At 66.0% G+C, this 21,972-nt stretch carries 19 protein-coding genes; 3 read left to right on the plus strand and 16 right to left on the minus strand.

Features of this window, described 5'->3' with window-relative positions:
• The first annotated feature begins 63 nt into the window (after window positions 1-63).
• Window positions 64-975, plus strand: a complete 912-nt coding sequence (locus ACKI1H_RS02405; protein ID WP_440467570.1) for a LysR family transcriptional regulator — start codon at window positions 64-66, stop codon at window positions 973-975.
• 97 nt (window positions 976-1,072) lie between these two features.
• Here the strand turns inward: ACKI1H_RS02405 and hutG are convergent, their stop codons facing one another.
• The 9 genes from hutG to ACKI1H_RS02450 all read right to left on the minus strand — a co-directional run bounded on the left by hutG (window position 1,073) and on the right by ACKI1H_RS02450 (window position 12,275).
• Entirely contained in the window at window positions 1,073-1,876 is an 804-nt protein-coding gene (hutG, locus tag ACKI1H_RS02410) for an N-formylglutamate deformylase (protein ID WP_440467571.1), read from the minus strand.
• A gap of 112 nt (window positions 1,877-1,988) precedes the next feature.
• The gene (hutI, locus tag ACKI1H_RS02415) at window positions 1,989-3,185 is read right to left on the minus strand and encodes an imidazolonepropionase (protein ID WP_440467572.1); all 1,197 of its coding nucleotides are present in this window, start codon (window positions 3,183-3,185) and stop codon (window positions 1,989-1,991) included.
• Window positions 3,182-4,714: a histidine ammonia-lyase gene (gene hutH / locus ACKI1H_RS02420; protein WP_440467573.1), complete on the minus strand. Its 1,533-nt coding sequence runs from the start codon at window positions 4,712-4,714 to the stop codon at window positions 3,182-3,184. The genes hutI and hutH (ACKI1H_RS02420) overlap by 4 nt, the downstream gene beginning before the upstream one ends.
• 49 nt (window positions 4,715-4,763) lie before the next feature.
• On the minus strand, window positions 4,764-5,579 hold the full coding sequence (locus tag ACKI1H_RS02425) for a quaternary amine ABC transporter ATP-binding protein (RefSeq protein ID WP_138523627.1): 816 nt from the start codon (window positions 5,577-5,579) through the stop codon (window positions 4,764-4,766).
• Entirely contained in the window at window positions 5,576-6,430 is an 855-nt protein-coding gene (locus ACKI1H_RS02430; RefSeq protein WP_138523629.1) for an ABC transporter permease, read from the minus strand. The genes ACKI1H_RS02425 and ACKI1H_RS02430 overlap by 4 nt, the downstream gene beginning before the upstream one ends.
• A 65-nt stretch (window positions 6,431-6,495) precedes the next feature.
• Window positions 6,496-7,461, minus strand: coding sequence for an ABC transporter substrate-binding protein (locus ACKI1H_RS02435; RefSeq protein ID WP_440467574.1), 966 nt, complete (start codon window positions 7,459-7,461; stop codon window positions 6,496-6,498).
• Window positions 7,462-7,540: 79 nt separating this feature from the next.
• Entirely contained in the window at window positions 7,541-8,953 is a 1,413-nt protein-coding gene (locus ACKI1H_RS02440; protein ID WP_440467575.1) for a purine-cytosine permease family protein, read from the minus strand.
• A gap of 179 nt (window positions 8,954-9,132) precedes the next feature.
• Window positions 9,133-10,800, minus strand: coding sequence for a urocanate hydratase (gene hutU / locus ACKI1H_RS02445; protein WP_138523635.1), 1,668 nt, complete (start codon window positions 10,798-10,800; stop codon window positions 9,133-9,135).
• A gap of 458 nt (window positions 10,801-11,258) precedes the next feature.
• Complete coding sequence (locus tag ACKI1H_RS02450) at window positions 11,259-12,275, minus strand: ABC transporter substrate-binding protein (RefSeq protein ID WP_440467576.1); 1,017 nt, start codon at window positions 12,273-12,275, stop codon at window positions 11,259-11,261.
• Window positions 12,276-12,509: 234 nt separating this feature from the next.
• On the opposite strand from ACKI1H_RS02450, the gene hutH (ACKI1H_RS02455) reads away from it, so the two are divergent.
• On the plus strand, window positions 12,510-14,039 hold the full coding sequence (gene hutH / locus ACKI1H_RS02455) for a histidine ammonia-lyase (protein ID WP_138523639.1): 1,530 nt from the start codon (window positions 12,510-12,512) through the stop codon (window positions 14,037-14,039).
• Window positions 14,040-14,110: 71 nt separating this feature from the next.
• Here hutH (ACKI1H_RS02455) and ACKI1H_RS02460 read toward each other — a convergent pair whose 3' ends face one another.
• On the minus strand, window positions 14,111-14,701 hold the full coding sequence (locus tag ACKI1H_RS02460; RefSeq protein ID WP_440467577.1) for a HutD/Ves family protein: 591 nt from the start codon (window positions 14,699-14,701) through the stop codon (window positions 14,111-14,113).
• The gene (gene hutC / locus ACKI1H_RS02465; RefSeq protein ID WP_088416422.1) at window positions 14,698-15,408 is read right to left on the minus strand and encodes a histidine utilization repressor; all 711 of its coding nucleotides are present in this window, start codon (window positions 15,406-15,408) and stop codon (window positions 14,698-14,700) included. Before hutC ends, ACKI1H_RS02460 begins: the two co-directional genes overlap by 4 nt.
• A gap of 247 nt (window positions 15,409-15,655) precedes the next feature.
• Here hutC and ACKI1H_RS02470 point away from each other — a divergent pair, with 247 nt between their 5' ends.
• Window positions 15,656-17,020: a formimidoylglutamate deiminase gene (locus tag ACKI1H_RS02470; RefSeq protein ID WP_440467578.1), complete on the plus strand. Its 1,365-nt coding sequence runs from the start codon at window positions 15,656-15,658 to the stop codon at window positions 17,018-17,020.
• Between the two features lie 241 nt (window positions 17,021-17,261).
• On the opposite strand, the gene ACKI1H_RS02475 is transcribed toward ACKI1H_RS02470, so the two are convergent.
• From ACKI1H_RS02475 to estP, 5 genes are all read right to left on the minus strand, one after another.
• Window positions 17,262-17,816, minus strand: coding sequence for a lipocalin family protein (locus tag ACKI1H_RS02475; RefSeq protein WP_440467579.1), 555 nt, complete (start codon window positions 17,814-17,816; stop codon window positions 17,262-17,264).
• A 36-nt stretch (window positions 17,817-17,852) separates the two neighbouring features.
• Window positions 17,853-18,107 (minus strand): outer membrane protein assembly factor BamE domain-containing protein, encoded by a 255-nt coding sequence (gene bamE, locus ACKI1H_RS02480; RefSeq protein WP_138523647.1) that lies wholly within the window; start codon window positions 18,105-18,107, stop codon window positions 17,853-17,855.
• Window positions 18,108-18,180: 73 nt separating this feature from the next.
• Window positions 18,181-18,786, minus strand: a complete 606-nt coding sequence (locus ACKI1H_RS02485; protein ID WP_440467580.1) for a DUF924 family protein — start codon at window positions 18,784-18,786, stop codon at window positions 18,181-18,183.
• Window positions 18,786-19,799 carry a class 1 fructose-bisphosphatase gene (locus tag ACKI1H_RS02490; RefSeq protein WP_138523651.1) on the minus strand — a complete coding sequence of 338 codons (1,014 nt, stop codon included), beginning with the start codon at window positions 19,797-19,799 and terminating at the stop codon, window positions 18,786-18,788. The genes ACKI1H_RS02485 and ACKI1H_RS02490 overlap by 1 nt, the downstream gene beginning before the upstream one ends.
• Before the next feature lie 229 nt (window positions 19,800-20,028).
• Window positions 20,029-21,936, minus strand: coding sequence for an esterase EstP (gene estP / locus ACKI1H_RS02495; protein ID WP_440467581.1), 1,908 nt, complete (start codon window positions 21,934-21,936; stop codon window positions 20,029-20,031).
• Window positions 21,937-21,972 lie beyond the last annotated feature (36 nt).

The raw sequence follows: 21,972 nt of genomic DNA on the forward strand, positions 1-21,972 counted from the left end.
TAAACATGGGCAACCCATAACCTTGCGTTATACACCCACGCTATCCAACCACGGGGAAGCTCCATGCGCCTGCGCCATATCGAAGTGTTCCAGGCCATTCGCGAGACCGGCTCGGTCAGCGGCGCCGCGCAATTGCTGCATGTCTCCCAGCCGGCGGTGACCAAGGTGCTGCAGCACGCCGAGCAGCAACTGGGCTTCCCGCTGTTCCTGCGCGTGCGCGGCAAATTGCAGGCAACGCCCGAGGCGCAGGAACTGGAGCGCGAAGTGACGAAGGTCACGGAAAGTCTGCAAGGCGTCCGGCGCCTCGCGCAGAGCCTGCGCGGCCAGCCGGAGAACCGCCTGCGCGTGGGCGCCACGCCAGCCATGGCGCTGTCACTGCTGCCACCGGTGATTCGCGAATGGACCGACCGCTACCCGCAGAGCAGTTGCGAACTGGCGACCCAGCACTCGCGCGAATTGATCCAGAACCTGCTGATGCGCGAGCTGGATCTGGCGCTGACCCTGCAGCAGACCGACCATCCCGGCCTGCGCTCGCAGCCCATTGCCAGCGGCCCGCTGGTGGCCCTGGCGCCGCGCGGCCACTGGCCGGAAGGCCGTTTGGGCAAGGCGCTGACACTGGACGAGCTGGCGGGCGAACCCATGATTGGCCTTTCGACTTCCGACCCGCTCTCGGCACGCCTGGAAGGTCATCTGGCCAACGTCGAACCACCGCCACGCGTGCGCATCGCGGTGCAGACCTACGCCCTGGCGCGCACGCTGGTGGAAGCCGGAACGGGATTGGCGCTGGTCGATCCTTTCACCGCGCTGGGCGCCGACGAGCGCCTGACCGTGCAGCGCACCCTGTCCCCCACCGTGAAGGTAACGCTCTACGCCCTCACCCGCGCCGACGAAACGCCGCCGCATACCCAGGCGCTGCTGCTGGAGATGTTGGTGCGGCACGCTGAGAAACAACTGGCGCAGCATCGCTTCGAATAAAAGACAGCCCCCTGCCGAACCAGGGCAGCGCCGCCGGGATGCGTGGTCCGGCGGAGCCGCGCCGACAGTCCCGGCGCGGCAGGAGACTGCGTAAAACTCAGCGGCCGTAGCGCTCGCGGCCCCAGGCGATGAAGGTTTCCAGCATTCCGCGGAGCACCTGGGCGGTCGGTGCGGCGAGGTCTTCGCGGTAGCCGAAGGGCGCCTGTTCATCCATGTAGTTGCACTGCGCGAGCTCCAGCTGCACCGCGTGCACGTTGTCCTGGGGCTGGCCGTAGTGGCGGGTGATGTGCCCACCCTTGAAGCGGCCGTTGAGGATGTGCCGGTAGGTCGGAGCATCGGCGCAGACCGTCACCAGTCGCTCGGCCAGTTCCGCATCGCAGCTCGCGCCGCTGTTGGTGCCGATGTTGAAGTCCGGCAGCTTGCCGTCGAACAGGTGCGGGATCACCGAGGCGATCGAGTGGGCATCCCACAGCAGCGCGTAGCCGAACTCGGCCTTGAGGCGCGCCAGTTCGTCGGTGAGGGTCTGGTGGTAAGGCGTCCAGACCTCGGCGAGGTAACGCGCGCGCTCTTCGGCAGAAGGCGTCTGGCCGTCCTTGAACAGCGGACGACCGTCGAACAGGGTGTCCGGGTAGAGGCCGGTGGTGGCGGTGCTGTACAGCGGCTTGTCGTCGGCCGGGCGGTTGAGGTCGATGACGTAGCGCGAGTAGCCGGCGGCCAGGGTGCTGGCGCCCAGTTCCTCGGCGAAGGCGTAGAGCCGGGGGATGTGCCAGTCGGTGTCGGCCAGTTCGCGGGCCTCGTCCACCAAGCCATTTTCCACGGCCGGGGTCAGGCGAGTGCCGGGGTGCGGCATGCTGATCAGCAGCGGCACGCGGCCGCGCTTGAATTCGAGGACGTTATCCATGGGGTGCTATCTCCAATACGGGCGAGAACGAACCTGTAGGAGCGAGCTTGCTCGCGAACCCAACTCCGCAGCGGGGCTGTTCGCGAGCAAGCTCGCTCCTACGAAAAGCAGCTCATAGTTCTTCGCCATGACGAATGATGCGCTTGGGCAGGTCGCCGCCGAGCCAGTAGGCGAGTTCAGCGGGGCGCTGGATGTCCCAGGCTATGAAGTCGGCGACCTTGCCCGCTTCCAGGCTGCCGTGACTGTCGGCCATGCCCAGCGCCCGCGCGGCGTTGAGAGTGACGCCGGCCAGCGCTTCTTCCGGGGTCAGGCGGAATGCCGTGCAGGCCATGTTCAGCATCAGCCGCAGCGACAACGCGGGCGAGGTGCCGGGGTTGAGGTCGCTGGCAATGGCGATGTTCACGCCGTGCTTGCGCAGGGCATCCATCGGCGGCAGCTGGGTTTCGCGCAGGACGAAGAAGGCGCCCGGCAGCAACACGGCAACGGTACCGGCTTCCGCCATGGCGATGGCGTCGCTCTCGTCCATGAACTCCAGGTGGTCGGCGGACAGCGCGCCATACCGCGCGGCGAGGCTGGAGCCATGCAGCGAAGACAATTGCTCGGCGTGCAGTTTGACCGGCAGCCCCAGGCGCTGGGCGGCCTGGAATACCCGCTCGACCTGCGCCGGGGAAAACGCCAGGTGCTCGCAGAAGGCATCCACCGCGTCCACCAGGCCTTCCTCGGCCAGGGCCGGGAGGATGTGGTGGCAGACCTGCTCGATGTACTCGTCGGCGCGGCCGGCATACTCCGGCGGCAAGGCGTGGGCAGACAAACAGGTCGTGCGTACCGTCACCGGCAGCTCCTGCTCCAGGCGGCGAGCGACGCGCAGCATGCGCCGTTCGCTGTCCAGGTCCAGGCCATAGCCGGACTTCACCTCCAGCACGGTCACTCCGTCGGCCAGCAGTGGGCGGGCACGCTTGATGGCGCTGGCCAGCAGCTCCTCCTCGCTGGCTTCGCGGGTGGCGCGCACGGTGCTGGCGATACCGCCCCCGGCCGCGGCGATCTCGGCATAGCTGACGCCGTTCAGGCGCTGCTCGAACTCACCGCTGCGGTCGCCGCCGAACACCAGATGGGTGTGGCAGTCGATGAAGCCGGGCGTGACCCAGGCGCCGCCCAGGTCGGTACTCTGCAGCGGGCGCTCGGGCAATTCGGAGCGCGGGCCGATCCAGACGATGCGTTCGCCCTCGGTGATGATCGCGGCATCCTCGATGATCGAGTAGCGCCCCGCCTTCATCGTGGCGGCATGGCAGTGCTGCCAGAGGTGTTTCATTGCAGCCTCCCGATACTCGCGCCGACGCTTTGCAGCGCAGCGCGGTCATCCAGCAGCGCGGCGGCGCGGGCGATGTCCGGCGCCAGCCAGCGGTCGCTGTCGTAGGCCGGTACGCGCTCGCGCAGCAGGCTCCAGGCACAGTCGGTGCCGGCACCGAAACGCTGCGGCTTGAGGAATTCGAAGGCCTGGGCGGCCAGCAGGTATTCGATGGCGAGGATCTGCGTGACGTTGCCAACCACCTTGCCCAGCTTCAGCGCGGCACTGGTGCCCAGGCTCAGGTGATCTTCCTGCAGGCCGGAGGTGACGAAGTTGTCCACCACCGCCGGTTGGGCCAGCTGGCGGTTCTCGCCGGCCAGGGAGGCGGCGACGTACTGCACGATCATCATCCCGGAATTAACGCCCGGCTGGCTGACCAGGAAGGCCGGCAGGCCACTGACCAGCGGATTGATCAGACGATCCAGGCGGCGCTCGGCAACGCCACCCAGCTCGGCCACGGCAATCGCCAGCAGGTCGGCGGCCATGGCCACGGACTCGCCGTGGGGGTTGGCCTGGGAGACCACGCGGTAGTCGTCCGGCGTACCCAGCACCAGCGGGTTGTCGGTGGCGGAATTGAGTTCGGTCTCGATCTGTTTCGCCGCGTGCTCCAGCTGGTCACGGCAGGCGCCGTGGATTTGCGGCATGGAGCGGATGCTCAGCGCGTCCTGGGTGCGGATGCCCTTGCTGGCGGCGATGACTTCACTGCCCTCGAGCAGCGCACGCAGGTTGGCACCGACTTTCTGCATGCCCGGATGCGGCTTGAGCGCGATGATCTCGGCGTCGAAGGCGTCGATCTGCCCACGCAGGGCTTCGAAGCTCATGGCACCGATGACGTCGGCCCACTGCGAGAGGCGCGTTGCGTCGTCGAGGGCGAGGCAGCTCAGGCCAGTCATGCATGGCGTGCCGTTGACCAGGCAGAGCCCGTCCTTGGCACCCAGCTGCACCGGCTCCAGGCCTTCGGCGGCCAGGGCCTGGAAGGCCGGAACGACTTCGCCGCGGTAGCTCACTTCGCCGATGCCCAGCAGCGCCACGCCGACGTGGGCCATGTGGGTCAGGTAACCGACCGAACCCTGCGACGGCACGCGCGGGGTGATGCCGTGGTTGAGCAGCGCGACCAGCGCTTCGACCACACGGCGATGCAGGCCGGACTTGCCGTGGCTGTAGTTGGTGATGGCCGCGCAAATAATTGCGCGGGTCTGCTCGCCCTTCAGCGGCTCGCCGACGCCACAGGCATGGCTGAGCAGGGTATTGCGCGACAGCTGCGCCAGTTGCTCGCCCTGCAGCACCACGTTGCACAGCGCGCCCAGACCGGTGTTGATGCCATAGGCGCGCTCGCCCCGGCTGACGATGCGCTCGACGATGCCTCGGGCGTTGTCGATGCGCGCCCAGGCGGCGGGCGCCAGTTGCAGGCGCGCGCCATGGCGAGCCACCGCGACCAGGTCCTGCCAGCGCAGCGGGCCGTTGCCGAGGGTGATGGTGGAAGAGGACGACATGCAGAACTCCTGTAGGCAGGGAAGCCCCCTTCCCCGCCGGTGAATGGCTTTAGATCGCGGCGACGCGGCGCTGGACGAAGCGGTCGACGTATTCGTCGGCGGGCTTATGCAGGATGTCGGTGGGCGCACCGACCTGGATCAGCTGGCCGTCCTTGAGGATGGCGATGCGGTTGCCGATGCGCACCGCTTCATCGAGGTCATGGGTGATGAAGACGATGGTCTTGTGCAGGGTCTTCTGCAGCTCCAGCAGCTGGTCCTGCATATCCGCGCGGATCAGCGGGTCGAGGGCGCTGAAGGCTTCGTCCATGAGGATGATGTCGGTGTCCGCGGCCAGTGCGCGGGCCAGACCAACCCTTTGCCGCATGCCGCCGGAGAGCTGGTGCGGGTAGGACTTCTCGTAGCCCTTCAGGCCCACGGTGGCGATCCAGTGCAGCGCGCGCTCCTGACACAGCGCCTTGCTCTCGCCACGAATCTTCAGGCCGTAGGCGACGTTGTCGAGCACGCTCTTGTGCGGCAGCAGACCGAAGCTCTGGAACACCATGCTGATCTTGCGCCGACGGAAGTTCTCCAGCGCGGCAGCGTCGTAGGCGAGGACGTCCTCGCCGTCCACCAGGATCTGCCCGCTGGTGGGGTCGATCAGGCGGTTGAAGTGGCGCACCAGGGTCGACTTGCCGGAACCGGAGAGGCCCATGATGACAAAGATCTCCCCCGCCTCGATGGACAGCGAGAGGTCGTTCACCCCGACCACGCAATCGGTGGCGGCCAGTACCTCGGCCTTGCTCTTGCCCTGGCGGATCATCGCCAGGGCCGCATCGGCCTTGGCACCGAAGATCTTGTAGACGTTCTTGACCTGGATCTTGCTCATTTGCTGGCCTCATGGTGGCGCGAGCGGCCGTAAGCCTGGGTGATGCGGTCGATGACCACGGCGAGGATGACGATGGCGAGACCCGCCTCCAGGCCCTTGCCGACGTTGAGCGTCTGGATGCCCACCAGCACATCCTCGCCCAGCCCACGGGCGCCGATCATCGAGGCGATCACCACCATCGACAGGGCCATCATGGTGGTCTGGTTGATGCCGGCCATGATGCTCGGCAGCGCCAGCGGCAGCTGCACACCGAACAGCTGCTGGCGGCGGTTGGCGCCGAAGGCGGTGATGGCTTCCATCACCTCGCGGTCGACCTGGCGAATGCCCAGGTCGGTGAGGCGGATCAGCGGCGGCGCGGCGTAGATCACGGTGGCGAAGATCGCCGGCACCTTGCCCAGGCCGAACAGCATCAGCACCGGAATCAGGTACACGAAGCTGGGCATGGTCTGCATGATGTCCAGCAGCGGCAGCAGCACGGCGCGGAAGCGGTCGCTGCGCGCGGCGACGATGCCCAGCGGGATGCCGATCAGCACCGAGATGATCGTGGCGACCATCATCAGCGCCAGGGTCTGCATCAGCTTGTCCCACAGCCCCACGGCGCCCACCAGGAACAGCAACCCGACGATCACCACGGTCGGCAGGATGCGCCGCGTGGCGTGCCAGGCGATGCCCGCGACGATGGCCAGCATCAGCCACCAGGGCGTGGCTCGCAGCACGCTCTCCAGGTTGACGATGGCCCACAGCAGGGTGTCGGAGATGTGGCGGAACACGTCGCCGTAATTGGTAACCAGGGCATCGACCCAACCGTTGACCCAGTCGGCGATGGAGAAGGTGAAGCGTTCGGGAAACATGGCACGTACTCGTCAGGAGTGGGCATCACCGGAAGGAGCCGAGGCTCCTTCCGGGTTTGGCGGCGTCAGAGCGCGGCCTGGACCTTCTTCGCAGCGTCCTCGCTGACCCAGGTGGTCCACACTTCCGGGTGTTCCTTGAGGAAGGCCTTGGCCAGTTGCTCGGAGGTCAGTTTCTCCTTGGCCATCTTCGCCAGGTTCTGGTTCAGCAGGTCGATGGGCAGGTTGACCTTCTCCAGCACGGCGACCAGTTCCGGGGCCTGGTCATGGAAGGCCCTGGACAGGCCGACCTGGATCTTCACGTCCTTGTTCACGCCCGGCTCCTCCAGCTTCACCAGGTCGGCCTGGCCCATCAGCGGCGTCGGCGACCAGTAGTAGAAGAGAATAGGCTCCTTGCGCTTGTAGCTCGACAGCACGGCGGCATCCAGGGCCGGGCCGGTGCCGGGGCGGAAGTTGGTGTATTTGTCCTCGAGGCCGTACTTCTTCAGCATCTCGGAGTTTTCCAGCTCGCAGGTCCAACCGGCCGGGCAGTTGTAGAAACGGCCCTTGCCCGGCTCTTCCGGATCGCGGAAGACTTCGGAGTACTGTGCAAGGTCGGTGACGGTCTTCAGGTTCGGCGCCTTGGCTTCGATGTTGCGCGCCTTGTCGCCCTCGATCACGAAGCGCGGGACGTACCAGCCCTCGGTGGCGCCGACGATGGGGGCGCCCACACCGACCACCTTGTTCGCGGCGGCGGCCTTGTTCCAGGCGTCGCTGCGGCCGATCCATTCCTCACTGAAGATCTGGATGTCGTTGTTCGCCAGCGCCTGCTCCATGGTGATGGAGTTGCCCGGCAGGCTGTCGGTTTCGCAGCCGTAGCCGTTCTTCAGGATGATCTGCATGAGGTCGGTGAGCAGCATGCCGCTCTCCCAGTTCAGCCCGGCGAATTTCACCGGCTTGCCACTCTCGCACCAGCCGGCGGCCTGGGCCGAGGTGCCGGCCAGCAGGCCGGCGGACAGGAACAGGCCCAGCAGCGTCTTCTTGGTGTTGTTCATCTGATGCTCCTAAACGTGAATGAGGTTGGGCAGTGCAAGGGCCGTGCGTGCTTGTGGCCGCGCGGCCGGGCCGGTCTGTTCAGGTGCGGGCCGGCAGGATCAGCCGGTCCGGTACTGCCCGCGTGACGCGACGGGCGACCAGGTAATAGAGAACGGCCGGAACCACGAGGCCGATGATCCAGGAGATATCCACGCCACCCAGGGCGTCCACCAGCGGGCCGGTGTAGAACTTGGTGGAGATGAAGGGCAGCTGCACCAGCACGCCGATCACATAGACGCTGATGCCGGGGACGTTCCAGCGGCCGTAGCGGCCATCGGGGTCGGCCAGCGCCGGCACGTCGTAGTGCTCGCGAGTGATGCAGTAGTAGTCCACCAGGTTGACCGCGCTCCACGGGGTGAAGAAGGCCAGCAGGAAGAGGATGAAGGACTTGAACGCGCCGAGGAACGAATGCTGGCCGAGCAGCGCGATCAGGGTCGCGGCGCCGACGATCAGCAGGACGAACACCAGGCGCTGCGCGCGGCTCACTTCCAGGTGGCCACGGAAGCCGCTGATCACGGTGGCGATGCACATGAAGCTGCCGTAGGAGTTCAGCGTCGAGATGGTGATCTTGCCGAAGGCGATGCTGAAGTACAGCAGCGCGGCGACGGCGCCACTGCCGCTCAGGCCGACGATGTAGGCCACTTCATGGCCGGCGAACTGCCCGTTGGCTCCGGCTGCTGCGAACACGCCGAAGATCATCGCCACCTGCGCGCCGATCACCGAGCCTGCGCCCACGGCGAGGAAGGTTTTCACCGAGGAAGTCTTGCTCGGCAGGTAGCGCGAGTAGTCCGCGACATACGGCCCGAAGGCGATCTGCCAGGAGGCGGCCAGGGACACCGCGAGCAGGAAGCTGCTCCAGCTGAAATGGCGAATCTGCAGCAGCGCGCTGACGTCGGTCTGGTTCATCAGGCGGCTGAACAGGTAGACGAAGGCGATCACCCCGATGACGCTGGCAATGCGGCCGATGACGTGGATCACCCGGTAGCCGAGCACGGTCACCAGCACGATGACGCTGGCAAACATCAGGATGCCGACGCTGTCGCTGACGCCAAACAGCTGGCCCAGCGCCTGACCGGAAAGCACGGTGCCAGTGGCGGTAAAGCCCAGGTACATCAGGCACACCAGCACGATCGGAATGGCCGCGCCGTAGACGCCGAACTGCACGCGGCTGGAGATCATCTGCGGCAAGCCGAGCTTCGGCCCTTGGGCGGCGTGCAGCGCCATCACGCCACCGCCGAGCAGCTGGCCGATGAGCAGGCCGATCAGCGACCAGAACACATCGCCGCCCAGCACCACGGCGAGGGCGCCGGTGACGATGGCAGTGATCTGCAGGTTGGCACCCAGCCACAGGGTGAACTGGCTGTAGAGCTTGCCGTGGCGCTCGGCCTCGGGAATGTAGTTGATCGAACGCACTTCGATCAGGGGTTTGGAGCTATCACTGGCCTGGGACATCGTTATTGTTCTCCCGAAGGGATTTCTTGTCTGTCGATGTACTGCTGCTTCACGGACCAGGCCGCCGCACCACGCCGTGCGGCGGCCCTCTCCCTGGTCCTGGTTCGCTACCCGCGATGGATTGCCCGTCGTAGGGCGCATAACGCGCCAGCGTTATCCGCCCTACGTGCGGCGCCCCCTCACTTGCCGGTGATCATCGGCAGGTTCAGGCCTTGCTCCTTGGCGCAGTCGATGGCGATCTGGTAGCCGGCGTCGGCATGGCGCATCACGCCGGTGCCTGGGTCGTTGGTCAGCACGCGGGCGATACGCGCAGCGGCTTCGTCGGTGCCGTCGCAGACGATCACCATCCCCGAGTGCTGGGAGAAGCCCATGCCCACGCCGCCGCCGTGGTGCAGCGAGACCCAGGTGGCGCCGCTGGCGGTGTTCAGCAGGGCGTTGAGCAGCGGCCAGTCGGATACGGCATCGGAGCCGTCGCGCATGGCTTCGGTCTCACGGTTGGGGCTGGACACCGAGCCGGAGTCGAGGTGGTCACGGCCGATCACGATGGGCGCCTTCAGCTCGCCGCTGCGGACCATTTCGTTGAACGCCAGGCCGAGCTTGGCGCGCTGGCCCAGACCGACCCAGCAGATGCGCGCCGGCAGGCCCTGGAAGCTGATGCGCTCCCTGGCCATGTCCAGCCAGTTGTGCAGGTGGGCATCGTCCGGGATCAGCTCCTTGACCTTGGCGTCGGTCTTGTAGATGTCCTCGGCATCACCGGACAGCGCCGCCCAGCGGAACGGGCCGATACCGCGGCAGAACAGCGGGCGGATGTAGGCCGGGACGAAGCCGGGGAAGTCGAAGGCGTTCTCAACGCCCTCTTCCTTGGCCATCTGGCGGATGTTGTTGCCGTAATCGAAGGTCGGCACACCCTGCTTCTGGAACTCCAGCATGGCTTTGACGTGCACGGCCATGGACTGCTTGGCGGCCCTCACCACGGCAGCCGGTTCGGTCTGCGCGCGGTCGCGGTACTGTTCCCAGGTCCAGCCGGCCGGCAGGTAGCCGTTGAGCGGGTCGTGGGCGGAAGTCTGGTCGGTGACCATGTCCGGGCGCACGCCACGCTTGAGCAGTTCCGGGAGGATTTCCGCGGCGTTGCCCAGCAGGGCGATGGAGATGGCCTTGCCTTCGGCGGTGTATTTCGCGATTCGCGCCAGGGCGTCGTCGAGGTCCTTGGCCTGCTCGTCGACGTAGCGGCTGGCGAGGCGGAAGTCGATGCGGCTCTGCTGGCATTCGATGTTCAGCGAGCAAGCCCCGGCCAGGGTCGCGGCCAGCGGCTGGGCGCCGCCCATGCCGCCGAGGCCGGCGGTGAGCACCCACTTGCCTTTCAGGCTGCCGTTGTAGTGCTGGCGGCCGGCTTCGACGAAGGTTTCGTAGGTGCCCTGGACGATGCCCTGGCTGCCGATGTAGATCCACGAGCCGGCGGTCATCTGGCCGTACATGGCCAGGCCCTTGGCGTCGAGTTCGTTGAAGTGCTCCCAGTTGGCCCAGTGGGGCACCAGGTTGGAGTTGGCGATCAGCACGCGCGGAGCGTTGGCGTGAGTCTTGAAGACACCGACCGGCTTGCCGGACTGCACCAGCAGGGTCTCGTCCTCATTCAGCTCCTTCAGGGTCTCGACGATCTTGTCGTAGCACTCCCAGTTGCGCGCGGCGCGACCGATGCCGCCGTAGACCACCAGTTCCTTCGGGTTCTCGGCGACTTCCGGGTCGAGGTTGTTCATCAGCATGCGCAGCGGCGCTTCGGTCAGCCAGCTCTTGGCATTCAGTTGGGTGCCGCGCGGGGCACGGATTTCGACGTCGCGGAATTTGGTCACGGAAGGCTCCTTCGCTTGCTCGGATCGTTAAGCCGGTTAGGGCTCTGGCGGTTCGGTGGACGGCTGCGAGGGGCTCGAAACCGTCATGTCTATGCTTGTATGTACAAGTATAAGCAAAGCAAAGGCCAACCTTGGCTGACGCGGTTTTCCACCGGTCGCATGAAATAATTAACTTATTGATTTTTAATGATAAAAATCAGAGAAGCGGGATCTTATAGCGACTGACAGAAACGGCTGTCTGACAGACAAATGCACTGGAAAAGGGCTTCCACGCACCGTTTCGTTGCGTTCGGTAACACCGCTCGCTACCAAGGGACACAGGTTGTATAGACAAGCTTGGTTCGCGCAGGAATGGGAAGTCCCCGACGGCGATGTTCGCGAGCAAGCTCGCTCCTACAGGTATGCATCGGCGCGCTCTTCGTAGGAGCGAGCTTGCTCGCGAACCGCATACTGCCGTGCTACTTCAAAGCCGCATCGATCCTCCCCGCCGCTTCCGCCGTCACCCACTTCGACCAAAGCTCCCGGTGCTCATGGAAGAACTTCGCCCGCACATCCGCCACGTCCCGGTGGTGTTCGGCCATATCCGCCAGCAGCGCGTTGAACATCGGCAATGGCAGCTCGACCCTCTCGAATACCTGCACCAGTGCCGGTGCCTTGTCGTGGAAGTCGCGGGACACGCCGATGCTGATCTTCGCCGGCAACGAGCGCGAACCCTTCGGACTGGGATTGCTCGGATCGGTCAGCGTCTTCCAGGCCTCCTCATTGAAGGGAGGCTCTTCCAGCTGCACCAGCTTGAAGCGCCCCAGCAGCGGCGTCGGCGCCCAGTAATAGAAGAGCACCGGCCGGCCCTGGGCGATGGCCGAGCTGATCGCCGCGTCCAGCGCAGGGCCGGCGCCGGTGCGGAAGTTCACGTAGCTGTCCGTCAGGCCGTAGGCCTTGAGCTTCTGCGTGTTGACGATCTCGCAGGTCCAGCCGGTGGGGCAGTTGTAGAACCGGCCCTTGTCCGGCTCCTCGTCATCCTTGAACAGTGCCCTGTATTCAGGCAGGTCGCTGACGGACTTCAGCCCCGGCGCGGAGGCCTTGATGCCGCGCTTGGCGTCGCCGTGCACCACGTAGTCAGGCACCCACCAGCCTTCGCTGGCGCCCTTGACCGTCTCGCCCACGGAGAACACCTGGCCGGCCTTCTCCGCCTGCTGCCAGACGGTGCTGCGCCCGGCCCACTGTTCGCCGGTGACCTGGATGTCGTTCTGCTTCAGCGCGTTTTCCATGGTCACGGTGTTACCCGGCACCGCATCGGTCTGACAGCCGTAGCCTTTCTCCAGGATGAAGCGCAGCACCTCGGTGGTGAACATGCCGCTCTCCCAGTTCAGCCCGGCGAACACCACGGTTTTCGGGTAAGGGCAGCCAGCGGCGAGGGTCTGGGCGCACAGCCCGAAGGCCAGCAACAGGGCGAACAGGCAACGGATGGCAGGCATTGGGCGGCTCCGGGCGCGTCGGTGTCCCTTAGGGTTTAGCCGTCGATCCGCGATTTGCCCACGACCATCGGACTGGAAATGCCACCGGCGGTGACATTCACTCTCCCCTGAATCACTTCACAGCCATGCTGACGACGCACATACGGGCCCTGGCGCGCCATGGCACAGCGATTGCTATACCTGTATATACAGGAACGATCCACGGTAACACTTCACCGAATCCAGGATGCCGCCATGCCCGAAACCCTGCTCCTGACGCCCGGCCAGTTCGACCTCGACCAGCTGCGCGCCATCTACCAGCACCAACCCGACCTGCAGCTCGCCGACGAATGCCGCGAAGCCATTCTGCGCAGCGCGCAGACGGTCAGCCAGATCATCGCCGACCAGCGCACCGTCTACGGCATCAACACCGGCTTCGGCCTGCTGGCGCGCACCTCCATCGCCGAGGACCAGCTCGCTACCCTGCAGCGCAACCTGATCCTCTCCCACTGCACCGGCACCGGCCCGCTGCTGGACGATTCCAGCGTCGCGCTGATCATGGCGTTGAAGATCGGTTCCCTGGCGCGCGGCTTCTCCGGCGTCGGATTGCCGGTGATCGAGACGCTGCTCAAGCTGTACCGGGCGCGGGTCTACCCGTGCATCCCGTCCCAGGGTTCGGTGGGCGCTTCGGGCGACCTGGCGCCGCTGGCGCATATGTCCTCGATCCTGCTGGGCGTTGGCCAGGTTCGCCATGAAGGACGCATCCTCGAAGCCACCGAGGGCCTCACTCTCGCCGGCGCCGAGCCGCTGGTGCTCGGCCCCAAGGAAGGCCTGGCGCTGATCAATGGCACCCAGGTATCCACCGCGCTGGCCCTGCGCGGGCTGTTCGCGGCGGAGAAGCTGTTCGTCTCTGCCGTGGTGGCGGGCAGCCTGACGGTAGAAGCGCTCAAAGGCTCGTTCGTCCCCTTCGATGCACGTATCCAGGAAGTGCGCGGCCAGCCGGGGCAGATCGCCGTCGCCGCGCTGTACCGCGAGCTACTGCACGACAGTCCGATCAACCAGTCGCACATCGACTGCAAGCGCGTGCAGGACCCTTACTCGCTGCGCTGCCAACCACAGGTGATGGGCGCGTGCCTGGATCATCTGCGCTTCGCCGCCGGGGTTTTCCTGCGCGAGGCCAATGCCGTTTCCGACAACCCGCTGGTGTTCAGCGCTGACGGCGACGTTCTGTCAGGCGGTAACTTCCACGCCGAGCCGGTGGCGATGGCCTCCGATGTGCTGGCACTGGCGATCTCCGAGATCGGCGCGCTGTCCGAGCGGCGCATCGCCCAACTGGTGGACCCGGCGATGTCCGGGCTGCCGGCGTTCCTGGTCAAGGAAGGCGGGCTGAACTCCGGCTTCATGATCGCCCAGGTCACTTCGGCGGCGCTGGCCTCGGAGAACAAGACCTGGGCACACCCGGCCTCGGTGGACAGCCTGCCCACCTCGGCCAACCAGGAAGACCACGTGTCCATGGCCACCTTCGCCGCCCGCCGCCTGCAGGACATGGCCGGCAACAGTGCCGGCGTGGTCGCCATCGAACTGCTGGCCGCCGCACAGGGCGTGGACTTCCATGCGCCGCTGCAAAGCTCGCCGCAGCTGCAGGAAGTCCGCACGCTGATCCGCAGCCAGGTGCCGCATTATGAGCAGGACCGCTACTTCGCGCCGGACATCGCCGCTGCGCGGGCGTGGGTGGAGGATGGGGTGATGAGCCGCTGGATCGGTTACGCGCGGCTTTACGACTGACGCGGCAACCAGGGCTGTCCGGCTTACCCATCCTACAAAAGACAAGGGCGCCCTGAAGGCGCCCTTTCTGTTCAGCGTGCTTCGAATTCGATCACGCAAAGATCCGCACTGCCTGCCACCTTCAGCCGCCACTCGCGCAGCGCAACGTCGCCCTCGGCAATCAGCGTGTCATGCAGCCCCAACACCCCGGCGGACTCACCCTCAAGGCTGACATGGACACCCTCCCCCGCACTGAACAGCAGCACCGTCGAAGCGCTGCTGAAGAAGTGCGCTTCGCCATCGAGCGCCAGCCACTGCAGACGCGCCCGGTAGCGAGCCGGCGAATAGATCAGGTTGAAATCGCGGATCGCCCCGCCCAGCAACGTGCAGTCCACCGCGCTGGCGCCATCGAAGGCGAAGGCGTCGAGCGCGCGCAGGTCGCGGGAGTCGGTACCATCCACCTTCAGTTGCATGCCTTCGCCTTCCAGCACGCTGATGATGCGCTGGTAGCCGGTAAACGCGGAGAACGGCCCCGGTGCACCAACGTCAGCGATGGACACGCGCCAGCCGAAACCTTCCAGGCCATCGCCGGCATCGCGGACGATCTCGCGGGTAGTGCCCGCGCCATTCTTCCAAGGCATCGCCGGGTAGTCGGCGGCGCGCAGAATTCGCACTTCACTCATGAACTGAATCGTCCTTCCAGGCGATAGCGCGACCCCGGATAGAGCAGGCGCGCGCTGGTCACGGTATTGCGTCCCGACCAGGTGCGCCGACGGATCAGCAGGCACGGCTCATGGCGGTCGACAGACAGCAGCTTGCATTCCTCGGGACTGGGCAGCACCGCCTCGACCACGTGCTCGCCCTCGCTCAGTGGCGCGACCTGGGTGAGGTAGGCGAACGGCGTCTGCCCGGTGAAATCCTGCTTGAGATAGTCCGGCGCCACGGCCGCGTTCACGTAGCGGTCCTCGATCTGCACCGGGATATCGTTCTCGTAGTGCACGATCACCGAGTGGAAGATCCGCTGCCCTTCGCGCACGTCCAGCGCCAGCGCACGCTCGGCGCTGGCCAGCTCTTCGACCAGGCTGACCACCACCAGGTGGTGCTTGTGGCCGCGGGCGGTGATCTCCTCGGCGATGTTCTGCACCTGGAACAACGCGGACTGGCCCTTGGGCTCGGCGACGAAGGTGCCCACGCCCTGCATGCGCACCAGCAGGCCGTCGGCGGTCAGCTCGCGCAGCGCACGGTTGATGGTCATGCGGCTGACGCCCAGCTCGTCGACCAACTCCGCTTCGGAGGGCACGCGATGGTGTGGCGGCCAGGTACCGGACTGGATCTGCTGGATGATCAGTTGCTTGACGCGGGCATACAACGGCGCGGGAATTTCCCCCATCTGCGCGGCGAGCGACGAACCCTCGGCGGGCGAGGTAGGCGTGGGCGATGCGGGCACGGGAAACTCCTTGTCTGGGCGACGGTGGGCGAAGGCCTGGGTCTGACTCCGGCATGTACCGGATTCGACCGGTGCATACAAGTCCTGTAGCGACCGTCGGGTGCCTGGCAGTTTACGGTCTCGGCAAACGTCTGTATATGTATATACAAATTCCCCGCTTATTTAACAAGAACCCTGCGAGGGCCCCCGCATGTCCGTCCTGTTCGCCGAATCCGCCCTGCTGCCCTCCGGCTGGGCGCGCAATGTCCGCTTCGAGATCGATGCCGACGGCCTGTTCACCGCGATCACCCCGGACGCCAGTGCAGAAGGTGCGGTGCGCGTTGCCGGCCCGCTGCTGGCGGGCATGCCGAACCTGCATTCGCACGCCTTCCAGCGCGCCATGGCGGGCCTGGCGGAAGTCGCCGGCAACCCCAACGACAGCTTCTGGACCTGGCGCGACCTGATGTATCGCCTGGTCGGCCGCCTGTCGCCCGAGCAGGTCGGGGTGATTGCCCGCCAGCTGTACATCGAGATGCTCAAGGCCGGTTACACCGGTGTCGCCGAATTCCACTACGTGCACCACGACGTCGACGGCCAGCCTTACGCCAACCCGGCAGAACTGGCCCTGCGCGTCAGCCAGGCGGCGACGGACGCCGGCATCGGCCTGACCCTGCTGCCGGTGCTCTACTCCCACGCCGGCTTCGGCGGCCAGGCACCCAGCGAGGGCCAGCGTCGCTTCATCAACAGCACCGAAGACTATCTGAAGCTGATCGACGGCCTGCGTGCACACCTGGCGACGCAGCCGCAGCAGAGCCTCGGCCTGTGCTTCCACTCCCTGCGCGCGGTGACACCGCAGCAGATCGCCGAGGTGCTGGGCGCCGACACCAGCGGCTGCCCGGTGCACATCCACATCGCCGAGCAGCAGAAGGAAGTCGATGACTGCCTGGCCTGGAGCGGCCGGCGCCCGCTGCAGTGGTTGTACGAGAACGTCGCCGTGGACGAGCGCTGGTGCCTGGTCCACGCCACCCATGCCGAAGCCGACGAAGTCACCGCCATGGCCCGCAGCGGTGCGGTGGCCGGCCTGTGCCTGACCACCGAGGCGAACCTGGGCGACGGCATCTTCCCGGCGGTGGACTACCTGGCCCAGCACGGCCGCTTCGGCATCGGTTCTGACAGCCATGTGTCGCTCAGCGTGGTGGAAGAACTGCGCTGGCTGGAATACGGCCAGCGCCTTCGCGACCAGCGTCGCAACCGTCTCTATGGACAGGACCAGCCCATGGTCGGCCGCACCCTGTTCGACGCGGCGCTGTCCGGCGGTGCCCAGGCCCTTGGCCAGCCCACCGGCGAACTGGCGGTAGGCAAGCGCGCCGACCTGCTGGTGCTCGACGGCGGCGACCCTTACCTGCAGACCGCCCGTGGTGACGCCATCCTCAACCGCTGGCTGTTCGCCGGTGGCGATCGCCAGGTGCGCGATGTGATGGTTGCCGGACAGTGGCGGGTGCGCGGCGGCCGGCATGCGCTCGAAGAACAGAGCGCCCGCGAGTTCGCCAGCGTGCTGCGCGAATTGCTGGACTGATTGCCTTTGTAGGATGGCGTGGAGCGCAGCGATACCCATCGATCCGGGCGCAGATACAGCATGGGTATCGCTGCGCTCCACCCATCCTACGAACCAGGGATCACACCTGTAGGAGCGAGCTTGCTCGCGAACGATCTCCGCAGCGGGGCTGGTTCGCGAGCAAGCTCGCTCCTACGAAAACCCGCGCCGGTCATACCGCGCGAGATGGCCGCAATGAAAAAACGCCCCGAGGGGCGTTTTTTCATGGGGTGGTCGAACGGGAATCGGTCGTTCGCCAGATCAGGTCATCCGTCTGGTAACCCCGCGCATGGGCCAGCTCCAGCAGCTTCTGCCGCGTCGTATCCGGCACCACCGGCTGGCGCGACAGCAGCCAGAGGTATTCGCGGTCAGGGTTGCCGACCAGCGCGGTCTGGTAGTCGTCGTCGACGTAGAGCACCCAGTAGTCACCCTTGGCGATGCCGGGGAAGAGTTTCGTGAAGGTGTTGTCGAAGCGCACCCAGAGCTTGTCGGTGCGGCCCGGCACCTGAGCCTCGGCGCGGCCAGTGGCCTGGTCCCAGTCGCCATCGCTGGTCAGGCAGCGGTTGGTCACCGCGATGCTGGCATCGTCCTGCAGGCGGTAGTGGGCTTCGGATTGCGTGCACTGGCGCTGGAAGAACATCGGCTTGCGCGCCAGCTCGTACCAGGTGCCCATGTAGCGCTTGAGGTCGACCTGCACGGTCTGCGGCGGCGGCTGGGTGGAACCCGCACAACCGCTCAGTGCAACGAGGCAGGCCAGCCAGATCATGGATCGATGCATTCGCTCCTCCTTGGCTGCCTGCCCTGCCCGGGCGGGTTACTTCAGGCCCTGGGCGGAGAACAGCAGCACTTTGTCGCCGGCGTACTGGATGCTGATGAAGGCCTTGTCGTCACCCCAGGTGCAGCTGGAAACGCCCAGAGCTCCGGAGCATTCGGCAGGCTTGCCGAGCAGGTCCTCGACTTCGGCCTTGGTCATGCCGGTTTTGATCTTGGAATAGTTCTCCTGGTTCACTTTGCTGCAAGCGGCCAGGACGACACAGAACGCGACGAGCGCGAGGCGGCGGAAGGACATCGACAACTCCATTGTTTTGGGGGCAGGCCAACAAGCTTGGCACAGGGCGACCGATTCGGCCGCCGGGTTGGAGTCAGAAACGTGAGCCAGGTTCCGTGAGGAACTGCGCTTCTTCAGCCGTGGACTGGCGGCCGAGGATGGCGTTGCGGTGAGGGAAGCGGCCGAAGCGGTCGATCACCACCTGGTGCTTGCGTGCGTAGGCGAGGTAACCGGCGAAAAGCACCTTCTCGCTCTCGCTGGATTCGGCCTGCAACGCTTCGTACAGGCGTACCGCCTCATCCTGGCTGGCCAGGTCTTCGGCGTGCTCCAGCACGATGTAGACGAACACTCGCTCAATGCGCGGCAACTGGCGGTCGAAACCCGCTTCCAGGCCCTGGCGCACCAGTTGCTGGGCGCGGGCGTCGCCGGCATAGGCGCGCGGGCTGTCGCGAAAGACCATGCGCGGCAACTGGTCCAGCAGCAGGATCAGCGCCAGCCAGCTCTGCGGCTCGCGCTCCCACTCCTGCAGACCGCCGTCCAGGGCCTGGCGCACCAGGCCGCCGAAACGGTTTTCCGAGTCCACGTCCTGGCAGCCGCTCTTGCCGAACCACAGCGCGTTGCGCTGGGCGGCGACTTCATTGGCATCCAGCGCAGTGCCGAACCACCAGTCAAGCAGGGTCTGCCAGGGCGCGGTGCTCATCAGCCTTCCTGGTGGTAGGCGGTGGCGCGCTCGACTTCTTCCTTCGAGCCCAGGAACACCGCGACGCGCTGGTGCAGGCTGTCGGGCTGGATGTCGAGGATGCGCTGGCGGCCGTTGGTGGCGGCGCCGCCGGCCTGCTCGATGATGAAGGACATCGGGTTGGCTTCGTACATCAGGCGCAGCTTGCCGGGCTTCTCCGGCTCGCGGGAATCACGCGGGTACATGAACACGCCGCCGCGGGTCAGGATGCGGTGCACGTCGGCCACCATGGAGGCGATCCAGCGCATGTTGTAGTTCTTGCCCAGCGGGCCTTCCTTGCCGGCCAGCAGCTCGTCGACGTAGCGCTTCACCGGGGCTTCCCAGTGGCGCTGGTTGGACATGTTGATGGCGAATTCGGCGGTGCTGGTCGGCACGGTGATGTTGTCGTGGGTCATCACGAAGCTGCCCAGCTCGCGGTCCAGGGTGAAGCCTTTCACGCCGTTGCCCAGGGTCAGGATCAGCATGGTCTGCGGGCCGTAGATGGCGTAGCCGGCGGCGACCTGGGTAGTGCCCTTCTGCAGGAAGGCCTCTTCACGCAGGCTGTCGTTCTGGCTCAGGTATTCCTGCGGGCAGCGCAGCACGGAGAAGATGGTGCCGACCGAGACGTTGACGTCGATGTTGGAGGAGCCATCCAGCGGGTCGAAGACCAGCAGGTAGGCGCCCTTGGGGTACTTGCCCGGAATCTGGTAGGGGTGGTCCATTTCCTCGGAGGCCATGCCGGCCAGGTTACCGGCCCACTCGTTGGCTTCCAGGAGGATTTCGTTGGACAGGACGTCGAGCTTCTTCTGCACCTCGCCCTGCACGTTCTCGGTTTCCATGCTGCCGAGCACGCCACCCAGCGCACCCTTGGACACGGCGTGGCTGATTTCCTTGCACGCGCGGGCCACCACTTCCACGAGGTGACGCAGGTCGGCCGGGGTGTTGTGACTGCGGGTCTGCTCGATCAGGTAGCGGCTCAGGGTAACGCGGGACATGGAAGACTCCAGGGGAGAAGATAAAAATCAGGGCGCATTCTAGCGTGGAAACGACCGCGATGCCTCCTTGCGCAGAGGCACGCAGAATGCTTGGAGCCCGCCGCGCACGGGCAGTTCCCCAGAGGCGATCGGCACCGCGACCTTCGGCCGCGTGGCGAGCGGTACGCTGAAAAGAAAGCGGGGTGACGGCCGCAACCGCCCGTCACCCCGCCGCGCTCACCTCAGGCGGTCAGAAGTCCAGGCTCAACGCCAGGTTCACCCCTTGCGCCAGGTCGTCGCTGCTGCGGTGCGCGCTGTAGCCGCCGCGCAGCGACAGCTCCGGGGTCAGCTTCTGGGCGAAGCCGATGGTGGCGCGCTGCAGGTGGCTCTGCGGGGTGTAGCCCTGCAGGCTGAAACCGATGTCCGGCAGGCTGGTGAAGTTCATCCCGACATTCTGGGTGTCGTCGGCGTATTCGCGCTCCACGGCAACCTCGCCGAACAGCTGGGTTTCCTGGGAGAGGTCCAGCTTGCCCTGCAGGCCGACACCGAGGCGACGGGAGTAGCGGTCCTGCTCGTCATAGGCCAGCGCGGTGGAACGGCCGCTGCCCTCTTCGTAGCTGTCCACTTTCACCCGCGCCCAGTCGGCACTGACGAATGGCGACAGGTGCCAGTTTTCGCCGCCCTGGGCGATGTCGTACCCCAAGCGACCGCTGAAGGCCAGCAGGCTGCCGTCGGTATCGGCCTTCTCCTCCACTTCGTGGTTGATGATGGTGAACTTGCGGTTCGCCTCATCGAAGTCGAGCTTGCCGCCGGTCACGGAGGCGTCAGCCCACCAGCGATTCTGCTGGAACTGGACGAACAGGCTGCCCAGGTAGCTGTTGAGCTTGTAGTCGGAGTCGTCGGAGCCAAGCTCCAGCTTCTGCCGGTAGAAGCCCAGCGAGCCGCCGACGCGCCAGGCGTCATCCAGGCGATAGCTGGTGCCCAGGGTCAGGTTGGCGCCGTAGCCGTCGCCATCGGCCGCGCTGTCCTGGTCGTCGTAGTCCAGGTGCTGCGCCCCACCGGTGACGAAACCGCGCCACTGGTTGACGCCCTGCCAGTTCTCCCAGTCCGCCAACCACTGGCTGCGCAGCTGGTCCTGGTAGGCGTTGTAGGTGCCCAGGGCCATCTCCGGCAGCATGGTCGCTTCCCACGGGGCGGAGAGCACCGAGTAGGCGTAGTCGGCGATCAACGTCTGGCCGGCGATAGTCGGGTGCACGCCGTCGTTGAAGATCAGCTTGGTCGGGTCGGGGTTGGTGCCGTGGCGGCCATACACCGCGTTCTCGGTGCAGCTGTTGCCGCTGAAGCAGGTGCCGACGAGGTTCTGGTCGGTCGCCAGGCCATAGGCGCCCGGGTTGGCCAGTACTTCCTTGAACATCGCCGGGATGTTGAGCGGGATGACGTTGGCGTCGGAGGCGGCCAGCTGACTGACCAGTTCCTCGTTGAAGATGCCCGACAGCTGGGTGCCGAAGGATTCCAGCGCGGTGCCGTTGGTGGCCGGGGTCTGGCCGAGGTCGGGCAGCAGCCAGACCATGATGTAGCGCGCACCGGCGTCGTGCAGCGCATCCACGCTATCCACCAGGCGGCCTGCTGCAGCTCGGGCGGTCGGGTCGTTGGTGATGCGCAGCTGGAGGAAGTCGTTGCCACCACCGGTGAGGTAGTACAGCGCATTCGGATCAGCGCGGTTGTTCACCAGATAGCCGTCACGGGTGCGGCTGGTGGAGCCGGAAGTGACCACCGAGCCACCGGCAGCGGTGATCGAGTCGTAGATCTGGTCGGTACGGTAGCCACCGACCGCCCAGTTGTTGCCGTCCACGGTGCCGGGGACCAGCGAGGTCGAGGGGTTCAGGTCGGCGCCATTGATGCCCAGCTTGCCGCCGAGAATCATCGGTGCGGTGGGGCCGAAGATCTCGCCGCTGCCGTCCAGATAGGTCGGACCGACACGGTTGGTGAAGCGGGTACTGGCACCAGCGGGGCCGCCGGCATCGGCGAACTGGCCGGAATCGCTCAGGCTGTCGCCGAAGACGACCAGGGTGGAATACGGCGAAGGGGCTGCGGAGGCCTGCGCGGCAATGGCCAACGCGCACGCAGCCGCCAGCGGGGTGAGCGCCTTTCTGATCATTCTGCTACTCCATGCTTTGTTGTTATTCGGTAATCA

The organism is Pseudomonas sp. YH-1, from assembly GCF_051990045.1.
GTDB lineage: Bacteria > Pseudomonadota > Gammaproteobacteria > Pseudomonadales > Pseudomonadaceae > Pseudomonas > Pseudomonas nicosulfuronedens.